The following is a 14,452-nucleotide window of genomic DNA, read 5'->3' on the forward strand; positions in this document are numbered from 1 at the left end:
TGATTGACCTATCTTCTCACACCGAGTATCTTAGCCCGGTTGGCAATTTCCTGCCATACCTAAAAGGTGATTTAAGATAATTTGTCAGCCGAAATTTAATAAATGCAGAAAATAGCATGATTCTGGATGGCAATGTATAGGCAAACGATGGATAAGAAACCTTATATATATATCGAAAAAAGAAAAACGAATAAAAATAAAAAATCTAAGCCATCTAAGGTATTAATGGGTTTTGCCTTAATTATTGCCTTTTCGCTTCCCTATTTCCTTGTAAAAAAATTTTCGCATGATCCTCAGAAGGGTCTATCAACTCAATCCATTGCTCTGCCTGATCTGGAGGAGGATGAATCCGAAGAATATCAAGATGAAGCATATCAAGAAGACACGTATCCAAATGAAGAAGGACAAGTTGCTGAAGAATCTCCATCAGAGCTTATTCAAGAGACAGCTAAAACAGTTGTAGAGAATGTTGTTAGCACAGTAAAACCCGTCAAAAAAATCGTCAAGGACAATGAGTGGCAAACCATTAGACCCAGATCAGGCGACTCTATGGCTATTATATTTAAGCGTCTTGGCTTAACGGCACAAAATCTACATTTGGTCATGCAAAAAAATCCTTATGCAAAAGCCCTTACTGCAATAAAACCAAGCCAGGAACTGAAGTTTTTAATTAATAAAAATAAGTTGGAAAAATTAGTTATTCCAATAAACACCATACAAACACTCACAGTTTATAGGGATGGGGCAGTTTATAAAACTAAAATTGACTCTAAAAAAGTAAAAACTCAAGAGCGTTATATCACTGGTGTGGTCAAGGGTTCTTTATTCACTACGGCCCAACATTTAGGGATCCCCAGAAAATTAATTCAACAAATGACCATGATTTTACGTAAAGAAATTGATTTTTCCCGTTCCGTTCGCAGTGGCGATCGATTCTCTATCGCTTATGATACGTTGTATGTGGAAGACAAAATGGTAGGTATTGGTGATGTTGTTGCTGTGAGCTATACCAATCAGGGTAAGACAGCCCAAGCGATACGTCATATTAGTAGAAATGGTGCTCGTGACTACTATACTCCTAAAGGAGAAAGCTTTAAAAAGGCTTTTTCACGCTATCCCATTAAATTTAGCCATATCAGTTCAACCTTTTCAAATTCCAGATATCATCCAATATTACATTATAAAAGAGCTCATAAAGGCATCGATCTTGCGGCGCCCATTGGTACTCCGATCCAATCAGTTGGTGATGGAACTATTGCCAATATTGGAAGGCATAATGGCTACGGTAATATGATTGAAATCAAACATGATAAAACTTACAGTACCCTCTATGGACACATGCTTCGATTTGCAAAAGGTCTATCAAAAGGCAGTAGAATAAAACGAGGTCAAGTGATTGGCTATGTAGGTCAGACAGGTCTTGCAACAGGTCCTCATTGTCATTATGAATTGCATGTTCATAATCAACCAAGAAATCCAACAACGACCTATTTGCCTACAGCATCTCCTGTCCCTGCGCGCGAAATGGCTCAATTTAAAGCAAAAGTACGCAATGTATTTGCACGTTTAAAATCACTTGAAAAAACAAGTTTTGCCGGTAAAGACAAGGGCAAGAAGAAGATAAAAGTTGGATAATCTATATATAACTCATTCTAGCCCCTAATGTATTTTGACAGGAGTCGAACAACTTGCAGAACCATCATCAGTATTGAAAGTTGCTGCTTCTTGAATGTCTGATACGGAACAAACAGAAGTGTATAACCCATCTCCGGTTTTACATTTGTAACTGCCACTTGCTTTTATTGTTAAGAAAGGGACATCATCAAAATTATCTGAAGATACATTGGCTGGAATAGTGTATGTAGCATGAGGTTTTTTCATCTGTACACATACGAGTTCCGCTGGGTAAGTGTTTCTTATGCTATAGGCGTATGAACTTGTCCCATATAAAATAATAGGAACTAGTGTCATTAATTGTAATTGTTTTTTCATTAGATACCTTTCTTGTTAAATTGTCTTATCTTTACCATTGGCATCATAAACAATTATTATTTTGTAACGAACATCACCCGAATAAATAACGACAAACAATTACAGAAGCAATAATTCCGGCAAGATCTGCGAGCAATCCTGCTGGAATAGCATGTCGTGTACGTCGAATTCCTATAGAACCAAAATACACAGCAATGACATAAAATGTAGTTTCTGTACTTCCCATCATAGTTGCTGCAATTTTGGAAATGAGTGAATCTCCACCATATTGATGAATCAATTCTGCCATCATTCCTGTTGAGGCACTTCCTGAAAAAGGTCGGATTAAAGCCAATGGTAATACTTCTGGAGGCATGCCAATCATGGCTAGAAGCGGAGCAAGGAGATTTGCTATGAGACTAAAAAAGCCAGAGGCACGCAGCATGCCTATAGCAACGATCATTGCAATTAAATAAGGGACGATACTCAAAATTGTATCAAAACCTTGTTTCGCACCAACAATAAATGCATCAAACACATTAATTTTTTTAATTGCTCCATATAAAGGAATCCCTACGATAAAAACTATAAGCATCCAATTGGACAATTGGTTGGCGAATCCGATCATAAGCTGTCTTTCCTTCCAACACGAAACATCGGTAATTTTTCTAAATGTTTTACAGAAATAATGGCAACCAGAGTAGAAATGATTGTTGCGATCATGGAACTGACTATAACACTGCTTGGGTTGGTACTGCCATTTGCTGCCAAATATGCAATAGCAGTAGCAGGAATTATCTGCACACTTGAAGTATTAATTGCCAGGAAAGTACACATTGAATTCGTTGCAATTTTTGCATGTTGATTCAGTGCTTGCAGTTCTTTCATCGCTTGTAGACCAAACGGGGTTGCTGCATTAGCCAGCCCTAGCATATTCGCGGCAAGATTCATGGTTATAGCCCCCATTGCAGGATGTTCGGTAGGAATATCAGGGAATAGCCGTCTTAAGATCGGCTTAAGAATTTTTCCCAGCAAGTTAACCAAACCTGATTCATTTGCAATAGACATTATTCCCAGCCATAAAGTCATGATTCCTGCTAAACCAAGGGCGATTTCAAAGCCAAGTTTGGCGGATTCAGTGACGGCGCGTGCAACCTCATCAATACGCCCCTCAATCACCCCAACTATTACAGAAATCAGTATCATCCCCAGCCAAATTAAATTGAGCATTCTTGCCTCCATACTCTAGAACAGGTTAAAATGAAATTCTTTTTTGGCTTTAGATAGAAAAAACTGATGAAGTACACTCTTACTCCCTTAAAACATCTGGTTTTTATAACCTGTCTTCTCATTTCTTTTCAGAGTAATGCTTTTGATTCGAATAGTACTGAAAAACAGGCTAATTCCTCAATAGAAGAACTATACCATAGACTGAGCAGCATGCCGAATAGTTCTATGCCCGACAGAATAGATTGGATTAGCAGCCAATTTTTAGGAGTGCCTTACCTTCTTGGCTCTCTTGGAGAAGGTTCATCAGCACAATACGATCAATTTCCCAAATATCGTGTTGATGCATTCGACTGTGAGACGTATGTTGACACTGTTTTGTCTTTAGCTGTGGCAAACTCCCTTTCATCATTTCAACAATGTATCGATAACATACGCTATAAAAACGGAACCGTCTCTTACCTATATCGAAATCATTTTACTGGCTTGGATTGGAATCAAAATAATCAGCACAGTGGAATACTGAAAGACATTACGCTCACCATTAAAGACCAAAATAATCAACCAGTAGCCAAAATTGCTGATGCAATCATTAATAAGCCCAATTGGTATGCCTTTAAAACTGTAGAAACAATTAGACTAGAAAATGCAGATAATGCGAAAGAACGGAACCGATTGGCCGAATTAAAAAGAAAAGGGGCAAAATTAGAAGTCGCTTCAGAAAAAGTTCCTTATCTTCCTTTTACTGCGTTATTTTCCGAAAATAAACCAAATATGTATTTATTCGCACAAATTCCTCATGGAGCAATTATTGAAATCGTTAGACCAAACTGGGATTTAAGTCAAAAAATTGGCACTGCGTTAAATATTTCACATTTAGGCTTTGCAATTAGAAATAATGGTCAATTGTATTTTCGCGAAGCTTCGTCAGAATACGGCAAAGTAGTTGATGTTCCATTAATTGATTACCTTAACAAAGCACAAAATAGTCCAACAATTAAAGGCATCAATGTCCAAATCATTGTACCTAAAAGTCCATTAATAGACTGTAAAATGCCTGTTTAAAATCAAGCTTAATTTGGGTAAACTACAGTCAAAAGCAGCCTGGAATTAGAACTAAGGAAAATCCGTGGGTTATGCTTTCCCAAAGGCCATCCAAGTGTAGGAACCATTAAAATGAATTACGGATTAACGCACAAACCTACTTTATCAACTAGTGAATGTCTGGTTCTTGGGGTATTTTCTGATGCTGAGTTAACCGATTTTGCTTTGACTCTTGATAAAGAGCATCACGGCCTAATCAGTAGGCTTATTAAGAAAACCTCTGATACTGGCGATACACAATGGCATCATGATGTGCATGGTAGTATATTCATCATTCAATGCGGCGAACAAACAAAATTTACTCCTCCTCAACTAAAAAAAAGGCTAGGTGAGATTACAGGAGCATTAATTAAGCACCGCATCCGAACTGCAACTGTATGTTTGCCATTACTCACTCAATATTCTGCAGATTGGCAATTGGAGCAAATGGTTATCCAAATAGATAATCAATGTTATCAATTACTCGATTTTAAAAAGAAAAAAGCAAAACCCCATCAACTAGAAACTATAACTTTTTATTTGCCCAATGCCAGTGAAGAAGGATTAAAATCAGGCCAGGCAATTGCAGCAGGTGTTGAATTGACGCGCCATCTGGCAAATATGCCAGCCAATATCTGTACCCCTACCTATTTGGGCGAACAAGCATTACAGCTAGCCAAACAATTCACCCAACACATGAATTGCAAGGTTATGGGCCCTGATGAAATGCGCAAAATGGGTATGGAGACTTTACTAGCAGTTGCCCAAGGCTCAGCTCAGCCACCAAGGCTCATAGACATCCATTACAAAGGAGCTGGTGATTTACCCCCAATAATTTTGGTGGGCAAAGGAATTACTTTTGATTCGGGTGGATTATCCATCAAACCAGCAAATGCGATGGATGAAATGAAATACGATATGTCGGGTGCTGCCAGTGTATTAGGCGCCTTAAAAGCCTGTGCTTTATTAAAGCTTCCCATCAATGTTATAGGTTTAATCGCCAGTGCTGAGAATATGGTAAGTGGCACCTCAGTTAAGTCGGGAGATATTGTCACCAGCATGTCAGGACAAACTGTCGAAATTATTAATACCGATGCCGAGGGCCGCCTGGTCTTAGCTGATGCACTCACTTATGCAGAACGGTATCAGCCCCAATTTGTCATCGATGTTGCAACACTTACTGGTGGAGTTATTGTCGCCTTAGGGACAGTAGCGTCCGGTTTCATGACCCAGGATGAAGAGTTAGCACAACTGATTGAGAACGCAGCTAAAGAAAGCAATGACAGAGTATGGCGTATGCCTTTAGATGATGAATACCAAGATGCTCTTGATAGCCCTTTAGCAGATATGATCAATGCAGGCTTTGATCGTACGGCAAGCAGTGTTACTGCAGCGTGTTTCCTATCTCGCTTTACAGAAAAATATCGTTGGGCACATTTAGACATTGCAGGTACAGCCTGGGTTTTTGGTAAAAATCGTAATGCCACAGGTAGGCCAGTTCCTTTACTCACTCAAATAATACGCCATGCCGCCAATTCGTGTTGATTTTTATTTATTAGCGAGCGACCAGAATGATGCACGTTGGCTGGTCGCCTGCCGTCTTTTGGAAAAAGCTTATACTAAAGGCCATAAAGTTTATGTCTTATGCAAGGATAAACAGGATGCGGAACTTTTAGATGAGCTGTTATGGACTTTTAAAGAAGACAGCTTTATTCCACATAACCTCCAAGGCGAAGGCCCCATACCCCCTCCGCCAATACAAATTGGTTATGAGTACGAGCCCAGAGGATTTAATGATATTTTATTGAATCTTGCGAGTCACGTTCCGGATTTTTACCCTAAATTTAAGCGTATTATGGAAATCGTAATCAATGTAGAAGCGGACAAAGAACAAAGTCGCGCGCATTATAGAGACTATAGAGCAAAAGGTTGCGAGTTGCATACACATCAGATTGATTAAACAGTCTACAAAATACATGCGGCCTGTGTAGCATGAGAGATTCCCATAAAATCTCAACAGGAAAAAACGTAGTAGCCTGGGTGCAGCGCAGCGGAACCCGGGTTTCGGTGTGCTACACCCAGGCTACAAAAACAATAAGCAATACATTAGTCCCAAAGAATATCTTTATCTTTTTTTATTGCTGCTTGGAGCAAGCTAATTAAAGGAACAGCTCGTTTTGCCAAACTGATTTCCTGTTCATTGTCTTCATCATCCTCAACAATTTTTGTTTCTTTTTTAAGAGCAGCCTGTAACCTTTCTAATGCTTCAGGAAGATGCTCGGATTTAATCGCCCCAGGAATGGTACCGCTATGCCCCATTAAAGAAAGCAGACGTTTGGCTATATCTGCAAAATAAGTAATATCTTCATAAGCATCTGTATGAAATGTTACTAACATCAAAAATCTCCTTTTAAACTCGATATTTTATTACCCATAAGCCTTTAGTAAATATTCTGCAACAGTATGTAACCCCATCGCTTCTCCCCCCTCAGGCTTTCCTGCCTTACTGCCTAAATTCCATGCCATAATGTCAAAATGCATCCATGGGATGGATTTTGTTATGAAACGTTGAAGAAACAAACCTGCAACAATTGCTCCTGCAAAAGGATGATCACTGGAATTAGTTAAATCAGCAACACTTGAGCGAAGCAATTCCTCATAAGGAGCAAATAAAGGCAAACGCCAGACCGGATCAGCTGCTTTATGGGATGCTGCCGTTACTTCTGCAGCCAATTGATCATTATTAGTAAACAGAGCAGCAATTTCGGTACCCACTGAAACTCGAGCAGCTCCTGTTAACGTCGCAAAATCAATGAGTAATTCAGGCAGCTCTTCGCATGCCTTTACCAAAGCATCAGCCAAAACCAAACGTCCTTCTGCATCTGTATTATGCACTTCCACCGTTAAACCATTACGCATTGTGATGACATCGCCAGGTCTAAATGCATCAGGCCCTATAGAATTTTCAACTGCGGGAATAAGTATTTGTAGACGAATGGGTAAATTGCGAGTCATTATCCATTGCGCAAGACCTATTACATGTGCTGCGCCACCCATATCTTTTTTCATTAAACGCATACCCGATGCCGATTTAATATCCAGACCTCCGCTATCAAAACAAACTCCTTTTCCTACCAAGGTAACATGAGGATTTTTCTCATCACCCCAAGTTAATGACAACAAACGAGGCTCTGATTTGGCAGCACGCCCCACTGCATGAATTGCTGGAAAATTATCTTTTAACAATTCATCGCCAACCCATTGCCTGAATTGTGCTTTATGTGTTTTAGCTAATTGTTCTACTACCTCAGCTAATTCTTTGGGACCTAAATCGCTTGTTGGTTTGTTGATTAAATCCCTCACCAGAAAATGAGCTTGGGTTAATGCCAAAAGGGGATTTAAATTATCTGGATGAATCATTAAAAGCCGGGGTTGCAGATCGGTTTTTTTATATGCATCAAAACGGTATTGCGCCAAAGCCCAGCTCATTGCTGCTTCCTGAGTACAAGTACCTTGCACCTGATAAATATTAGGAGGAAGTAATAGCGCTGCATTAGCTAAAGCTTGAACCTGATTCCCATCACCTGTACCAATATACGCTTTATCCATTAATCCATCTGAGTTTTGAATAAAACAAGAATCACCGACTTTTCCTTTAAATTGGTGCAAGGCAAGACAATTTTGCTCTGCTGGAGCAAGTATGCTTAGTCCTTCTTCCCATTGGCTTTGTGAAATCAAATAAAGAGGAATAGCTCTGTCGCTCTGGGTTTCATAAAATAATTTTGCTTGCATATTTTTATTCCTTCACTTGGCCACGAAAATGAGCAGGTCTAAGCCCGGCTAATCCCAGGACTAATAAATAAATGATTACGGCAACTAATACGTGAACGGATAATAAGCCTAAACGCGTACCTGGGGGGAAACTGAGCCAATAACTTACTGTACCATTCATGAGAATTAAATAAATACTAATTGCCACGTTAGCAAAGAGTAATTGTATACTGTATTTTACCCATCCCGGTGAGGGTTTGAATACCCCTCGCTTAATGAGTAAAAATAATAAAGTTCCGCAATTGACATAGCCTGCCAATGCTGAAGCTAAAGTCAAACCTGCATGAGCAAAATGCCAAACAAAAAGAAAACACAACAACGTATTAATCACCATAGAAATCGCCCCCACCTTAACTGGAGTACTGATATCTTGTCGTGCATAAAAACCAGAAGCCAATACTTTGACCATCATAAAAGCAGGTACGCCTGCACCAAGAGTAATCAGGCTTTTTTGTGTCTGAAGCACATCGTAGACAGTAAACTTGCCATAAGCAAAGCAACTGGCAATTAAAGGCATAGCAAACAAACACAGCCCCAGACCCGCAGGAATTCCTATAAGTAAAATAGAACGCAATCCCCAATCCAACGCGCTTGAGTATTGGCTTATGCTTTGTTCGGCATGTCTTCGCGATAAATGCGGAAGAATTACCGTTGCAATCGCTACCCCAAAAACTCCTAATGGGAAATCTGTAAGGCGGTCTGTGTAATACAACCAAGAAACACTGCCAATTTTTAAAAAGGAAGCAAAAATACTGTCAACCATTAAATTAAGTTGGGCAATAGAAACGCCAAATAAAGCCGGAATCATGAGCTTAAGCACTTTATTCACTCCAGCATCATTTCTTACCAACTGGGGTTTTACCAATAAATTCCTTTGATACAAAAACGGAATTTGAAAAAGCAACTGCGCAATACCAGCAATAAGAACCCCCCAAGCTAAACCTACTACAGGTCGTGGTAAATGAGGGCATAAATAGATCGCTGCAAGAATCATACTGATGTTCAGTAATACCGGTGTAAACGCGGGGATTGCAAAATAGCCATAGGTATTTAATACAGCCCCAGCCATAGCAGTCAACGAAACCAGCATTAAAAAAGGAAAGGTAATGCGCAGCATTTCTGTTGCCAATACAGCACGACTACTGTCATGACTAAAACCTGGGGCAAATAAAAAGATGATCACAGGTGCAGCAAACATCCCGATTAACGTGACAACACTGAGAATAGAACCTAAATATCCCGCAATACGTGCAATAAAAACACGTACATCGTTTGGAGAGCGTGTTTTTTGATATTCAGCCAGGACAGGTACAAAAGCTTGAGCAAAAGCTCCTTCTGCAAAAAGACGACGCATAAAATTAGGAATGCGGAATGCTACAAAAAAAGCGTCCATACCGGCTTGGGCACCAAAAAAATTAGCAAGAACCATATCGCGCAAAAAACCTACAATACGTGAAATAAAGGTCATTACTGAAACCAGTGTCGTTGAACGCAATAAGCTCTGCCGTTTAGGTACCATAATCTCTGAATCGGTTGTTGACATAATTTTTATGCACAAAGTAAAAATACTTTATAATATACTAAATGAATCGGCTGTCATAATCTTAAATAACAGCATATCCGCCTTTGCATTGAAATAACCTGAACCAGGTAGATATCCTATTCCCTCATGTCATTTGAGCATAAATAATACATACCGCAATTGAGAGAATCAATTTATACTTTAGAAACAAAGAAGTCTATTGACAAATTCTAACTCATTGTGCATGATCATCATCTTTTGTACCGTCTGAATGAGTGGAGATTTTTAAGTGGCAAATATTAAATCAGCGATCAAACGTGCTCGCCAAAACGTAAAACTACGTCAACACAACGCCAGTGCACGTTCTATGTTCCGCACTTACATCAAAAATGTAATTAAAGCTGTTGAATCAGGTGATAAAGAAGCCGCTCATGCTGCCTACACCAAAGCACAACCAATTATTGATAAGGCTGCTGGAAAAGGTTTGATTCATAAGAATAAAGCTTCTCGTATTAAAAGCCGCCTGGTAGCTCGTGTTAAGGCAATGACCGCTTAATCTTTCAATTCACTTCATAAAATTCGAACTGGCAGTGCCAGTTCGAATTTCTTTACATACTGATATTACCCTTATACTAAAAAAACCGTAGCTTTTGAGCACACCCAAGACACGTAATAGCTCAGTTCTCAGTTAAAGGTTACTCGAGCGGTCGGATTTGCGTGCAGCCTTTGTGAGCAAAATTTTTCTAAACAAGCGCAACATACATCAACATGTGACATTGATTAGAAAATTTTATCCGCACGATGCGCTCAACACACCACTCCCTGATAGCGACGGAACACTTAGACATAACCTGGATTTACTTTGCCCGGGTTATGATTAAAAAAGGGGTGAATAGCTGTGGCTGCAGGTTAACATCCTAAAGAAAAGGACTCATTCATTGCTATTATTGTAGCTCTTGCATTTAATATCTCTTCCATCAGTGATTCATGGAAATCAAATGACTCCAATATAGTGAGAAAATGTCTGTTTCTTTTGAGGATCTTAATAATCTCTCCACTTACCATATCGTCTTCTGGATAAGGTAATAATCGCTCTAAAGCGCCCTTAAGCAAGCGATTTCTATTTTGGACTTCATCCTCTATTTCATCAACAACATCTAGTGAGGGAGCTTCATGCAGGCGCTCTTTAAAAAGCTTTTGTTGATTTATAAGTAATTCTGCAATAGGCTTAAGTTCTTTTAGTTTGTTAATAAAAACCAATAATTCAGTTTGTTGTTTTATGGTTAGATTGGATAATGCTTCCTGCAGACTTAATCGTTCTTTTTTGTCTATAATATTTTTTGTTGCGATCTCTGTATAATTCAACAAGGTCATTGCATTTTTGAAATTAGGGAGGTCAACCATGTACGCCTTCACTTTTGATATAGTCTCTTCATCTGTTCCATTTGTAAGCTCCAATAAAAAGCGATGAACATTTTTTTCTTCGTTGATTGTCAATTGAACAACACCGTCGAACTCTTCTTTTGTATTTGCCGCATAGAGCTTATCTTGCAACATATTCAGCGTATTACAAAAAGTATCTACTTTTGTTTTAGCGTCAGTAAAACCATCAATGACTCGCTGAGCATTTCTCTTTTTTTCCTGAAAAAGCTTACACATTCCTATTTCCTCAATGTAATTAGCGTCGTGTACTTAAATTGTAAATATTGACTGTACATCCGTTCTCCCCTTCTGCTGCGTACTTTCGTTTTCCTTTTGCAATTGACCAAGGAAAGTAGTGCTGGCATGTATACTCAATACCACTTCCGACGCTTTTACTTTCGGATCAAAAGAGTTTCCATGCGTGCCCAGTACTTCCACCACTTCCTGCTTATCTCTTTCAGGTTCCTTAGCTTTAGGAGTTGCTTTTTCAGGTTCCTTAGGGCTCACTTTTTCAAGTCCTTCACCAATGCTCCCACTAATCGGTAAAGTGCCAGCTAATCTTTTTCTCGCATCCTCAAGCATAAATGCTCTTGCTTTATCTATAGCAGATTGAACACTGTGCGCCCACTTTGGAACGTCAGGTAGTTCCTTTTTAAGTTTATCATCCCTGCCCATACCCGGCGTTTTAGCGAGATATCGTGTTCCTTTAATTTTACTGGGATCAGTTATTTCAGGAGTAAGTCCTCTGCTCCCACCCGTACTTCTGAACGCTACGAATTCATTATACTCATTATCCACTTTCTCTAATAATGCACTTAGGCTTTCCGTTGTCAGGCCTTCTCTCACAATCCGCTCTATTTCCTTTCTCGCTGCTTGATAATCTACTTTGAGTTCTGTCATATTAATTCGACAAGGTTCCTGTTGGTGGGCAAATAACTCCAACTCAATCACATCTTCTAATTCTAGTTTTTGTGATGGAGAGCTGAAGTATTCCTCTTCCAGTGAAGGTTTCGCTCCCTCTTTTGCAACCCATCCCAAATAAAACTGTTCGAATTTTTTACAGATCTCGTCAATTTCACCCTCTTCAAAAAATTCTTGATAAATTTCAGTTTTGGCGAGAGCAACCATGTGTTGATTAAAATCTTTAGGTGTATATGCTTTATTATTCTTTAATCGGTAATGATTGTGATTATGTCCAAACTCTAATGGTAGATGATGCATTAACTTACCATGGAGGTCGTCACTGCCTCTGAGATATAAATCGCATCCATCCTCAACTTCCTTATGAGCCTTCGCTGCAGCATTATATAATTTATCTCTAAAATCTTGAGGATATTGATCCATTCCATCTGGAGCCCAAAAGTACCAAGTTAAGCTGAATCCTTTAACCTGGACAGCAACGCGAACATTTATTTTTTCGCCTTCATCCCTAATTTCATAAACAACTCCTTTGGTCAATCTAAATTTATAACCTTCTTCATTAAGCTCTTGCTCTCTTTTTCTATATTGTGCTTTATTGCCTGATGCAACAAGCAATTGAAGCTCATTAGTTTGTTCTGTATTTTGATATGAAGTAAATTTTTTAACGGTATGTTTTTTCTTTAAAAAAACAAAAAAAGGATTTGGCATAATGACCACCACATCAATTACAAAAAGATCCCATATTGGCCGGGCATTTTAACTTATGACCAAAATATAATCAATGATTATTCTTTAAAGACACCAACACGTTATTGGATATTAAGAAATTTTAAAAAGAAATATCAAAGTGAAGAACACGAATTTAAAAGCTGCAGCAAGCAGCTTCTTTCTTATCTGCCTCTTCTTTTTTTACCGCTCTTGCTTTATCCATATAGCAGGATTGAAAAAAAAATTGTTTTTCACCCAGGTTATTTTTTGTCAAAAAAAAACTGGAATCAAAGGGGGCAGAACTTGGCTTTTGGCTTGCAGTTCCAAAGAGTCGATGAACATCTGCTTGAGTCAGGGAGTGCGCCTTTACTATTTTTTCTACAAAAAATGATTTTGGTTCGCCATCTAAAGAAAAAGACATTTCTACCGCTGATTTAGAAGAAGCCAATTTACAAATGGTATTCTGAAGCTTCGTTTTCAGAAATGAATTTTTATTATTACTCAATGTGTTTATCAATACCCGTAAAGGCGAAAGCGTATAATCACCTATAGTACTTTTTGGAGCCTGGTGAGTAAATGCAGAACCTAAATCTTCGGGATCATTTTTTATAAAATCATTTAAAAAGTCGATAATTGGTGCTATTTGAAGTTGATGATCGATGGCAACAGTCAATGCACGCACTATCATCATGATACCATTTAAATCAACATGCTCACCACTATGAATCGTTTGTGTTAATGCCGAAGTAACTTTGCCATCTAAGTTGCTCCTCCAAATCTCATGTACTGCATCAATCAAAGTACCTATAGCCTCTGAATTTTGATCAATATATGCAGCAGAAACTAGTGAAGTAAGAATAATGTGCAGCGTATGCTTACCTTTATAAGGACCGACTTTATGAATTTTGCATAAAGAATTAACCAGGTGATCAGGGCACATCTTATTGACATCAATCAGAATACGACTAAGAATTTGCACTACTTTAGGATTATCCTCTACTGCATTCTTTAATCCACCCATTAATACATAGATACTGCTTTTATCTTTAAAAGAACCATAAATAACTTCCTCAGTTAAAGCAGCACTTATAATTCCAGGGGACTTCTTAACAAAACTTCTTAGAAGCTCAGCAATTAATTCCGCTGTTGGCTGATTATCAGACATTGAAGTAGCATTTGCCAATGCGCGCGCAAGTACAAGAATTGCATTTTTTCCTTTTTCACTGCCCTTCTCTACATTTTTTGCAATAACGGAAGAAAGTTCATCACCTGTTTTCTCTAACAGCTGACTGAAAATATAGTTAATTGCCACAACCACTGAATTATTTCTGGAATCGAAAGTAGCAGTAAAGAGGTTATCCATCCAAGCATAAGCTACAGTTTGACCCTCAAAAACTCCCCCGAGAGTCTGAGAAAGGATTGAAACTAAAGGCTCTGCATTTTCATCATTGTATAAATTATATAAAAGTGCACAAATCTGCTGTGCTGCTTTCTCATCATATAGATTCAACGCACATTGGAGCGCGTACGTTAACCAGTAACCCAAATTACTTTCTGCTAAAGTTGCATACGGAGTTTCATTTATGAAATGATTAAGCTGAGTAATCAACCATTCAAGTTCTGTGCTCGAAAGTTGGGGATCCTTAGCACCTGGATATTGATCAAATGGGATAGTTAGAAAACCTGTTGGGAAAAGGTCTAGAGGATTACCCATGTAAATTTGTCCCAAAAAAAATACAACATTATTATTTTATTATGATACCAAAT

The 14,452-nt window shown here is 38.6% G+C and carries 14 protein-coding genes; 5 read left to right on the forward strand and 9 right to left on the reverse strand.

Annotation, left to right across the window (positions count from 1 at the left end; all coding sequences use genetic code 11):
• Positions 1 to 147 precede the first annotated feature (147 nt).
• Positions 148 to 1,635: a peptidoglycan DD-metalloendopeptidase family protein gene (locus FOLKNPGA_RS13955; RefSeq protein ID WP_182352874.1), complete on the forward strand. Its 1,488-nt coding sequence runs from the start codon at positions 148 to 150 to the stop codon at positions 1,633 to 1,635.
• Between the two features lie 24 nt (positions 1,636 to 1,659).
• Here the strand turns inward: FOLKNPGA_RS13955 and FOLKNPGA_RS13960 are convergent, their stop codons facing one another.
• From FOLKNPGA_RS13960 to FOLKNPGA_RS13970, 3 genes are all read right to left on the reverse strand, one after another.
• Positions 1,660 to 1,992: a hypothetical protein gene (locus FOLKNPGA_RS13960; protein ID WP_182350466.1), complete on the reverse strand. Its 333-nt coding sequence runs from the start codon at positions 1,990 to 1,992 to the stop codon at positions 1,660 to 1,662.
• A 73-nt stretch (positions 1,993 to 2,065) separates the two neighbouring features.
• Positions 2,066 to 2,599 (reverse strand): spore maturation protein, encoded by a 534-nt coding sequence (locus FOLKNPGA_RS13965; protein WP_182350467.1) that lies wholly within the window; start codon positions 2,597 to 2,599, stop codon positions 2,066 to 2,068.
• Positions 2,596 to 3,201, reverse strand: a complete 606-nt coding sequence (locus FOLKNPGA_RS13970) for a nucleoside recognition domain-containing protein (RefSeq protein WP_182350468.1) — start codon at positions 3,199 to 3,201, stop codon at positions 2,596 to 2,598. Before FOLKNPGA_RS13970 ends, FOLKNPGA_RS13965 begins: the two co-directional genes overlap by 4 nt.
• A 66-nt stretch (positions 3,202 to 3,267) precedes the next feature.
• On the opposite strand from FOLKNPGA_RS13970, the gene FOLKNPGA_RS13975 reads away from it, so the two are divergent.
• The 3 genes from FOLKNPGA_RS13975 (at position 3,268) to FOLKNPGA_RS13985 (ending at position 6,241) form a co-directional block, all read left to right on the forward strand.
• Positions 3,268 to 4,263, forward strand: coding sequence for an N-acetylmuramoyl-L-alanine amidase-like domain-containing protein (locus FOLKNPGA_RS13975; protein ID WP_182350469.1), 996 nt, complete (start codon positions 3,268 to 3,270; stop codon positions 4,261 to 4,263).
• A 111-nt stretch (positions 4,264 to 4,374) separates the two neighbouring features.
• Positions 4,375 to 5,826 (forward strand): leucyl aminopeptidase, encoded by a 1,452-nt coding sequence (locus tag FOLKNPGA_RS13980; RefSeq protein ID WP_182350470.1) that lies wholly within the window; start codon positions 4,375 to 4,377, stop codon positions 5,824 to 5,826.
• Complete coding sequence (locus FOLKNPGA_RS13985; RefSeq protein ID WP_182350471.1) at positions 5,807 to 6,241, forward strand: DNA polymerase III subunit chi; 435 nt, start codon at positions 5,807 to 5,809, stop codon at positions 6,239 to 6,241. The genes FOLKNPGA_RS13980 and FOLKNPGA_RS13985 overlap by 20 nt, the downstream gene beginning before the upstream one ends.
• Positions 6,242 to 6,387: 146 nt before the next feature.
• Here the strand turns inward: FOLKNPGA_RS13985 and FOLKNPGA_RS13990 are convergent, their stop codons facing one another.
• The 3 genes from FOLKNPGA_RS13990 to murJ are packed head-to-tail and all read right to left on the reverse strand — an operon-like array spanning position 6,388 to position 9,655.
• On the reverse strand, positions 6,388 to 6,678 hold the full coding sequence (locus FOLKNPGA_RS13990) for a DUF1840 domain-containing protein (protein ID WP_182350472.1): 291 nt from the start codon (positions 6,676 to 6,678) through the stop codon (positions 6,388 to 6,390).
• Positions 6,679 to 6,708: 30 nt separating this feature from the next.
• On the reverse strand, positions 6,709 to 8,073 hold the full coding sequence (locus tag FOLKNPGA_RS13995) for a M17 family metallopeptidase (RefSeq protein ID WP_182350473.1): 1,365 nt from the start codon (positions 8,071 to 8,073) through the stop codon (positions 6,709 to 6,711).
• A gap of 4 nt (positions 8,074 to 8,077) precedes the next feature.
• On the reverse strand, positions 8,078 to 9,655 hold the full coding sequence (murJ, locus tag FOLKNPGA_RS14000; protein ID WP_182350474.1) for a murein biosynthesis integral membrane protein MurJ: 1,578 nt from the start codon (positions 9,653 to 9,655) through the stop codon (positions 8,078 to 8,080).
• A 268-nt stretch (positions 9,656 to 9,923) separates the two neighbouring features.
• On the opposite strand from murJ, the gene rpsT reads away from it, so the two are divergent.
• Entirely contained in the window at positions 9,924 to 10,190 is a 267-nt protein-coding gene (gene rpsT / locus FOLKNPGA_RS14005) for a 30S ribosomal protein S20 (protein WP_058521317.1), read from the forward strand.
• Positions 10,191 to 10,543: 353 nt separating this feature from the next.
• On the opposite strand, the gene FOLKNPGA_RS14010 is transcribed toward rpsT, so the two are convergent.
• From FOLKNPGA_RS14010 to FOLKNPGA_RS14020, 3 genes are all read right to left on the reverse strand, one after another.
• Complete coding sequence (locus tag FOLKNPGA_RS14010) at positions 10,544 to 11,293, reverse strand: hypothetical protein (RefSeq protein WP_182350475.1); 750 nt, start codon at positions 11,291 to 11,293, stop codon at positions 10,544 to 10,546.
• A gap of 33 nt (positions 11,294 to 11,326) precedes the next feature.
• Entirely contained in the window at positions 11,327 to 12,685 is a 1,359-nt protein-coding gene (locus FOLKNPGA_RS14015) for a hypothetical protein (RefSeq protein ID WP_182350476.1), read from the reverse strand.
• A gap of 154 nt (positions 12,686 to 12,839) precedes the next feature.
• On the reverse strand, positions 12,840 to 14,399 hold the full coding sequence (locus FOLKNPGA_RS14020; protein ID WP_182350477.1) for a hypothetical protein: 1,560 nt from the start codon (positions 14,397 to 14,399) through the stop codon (positions 12,840 to 12,842).
• Positions 14,400 to 14,452: the final 53 nt, after the last annotated feature.

The organism is Legionella sp. PC1000 (genome assembly GCF_014109805.1).
GTDB classification, from domain to species: domain Bacteria; phylum Pseudomonadota; class Gammaproteobacteria; order Legionellales; family Legionellaceae; genus Legionella; species Legionella resiliens.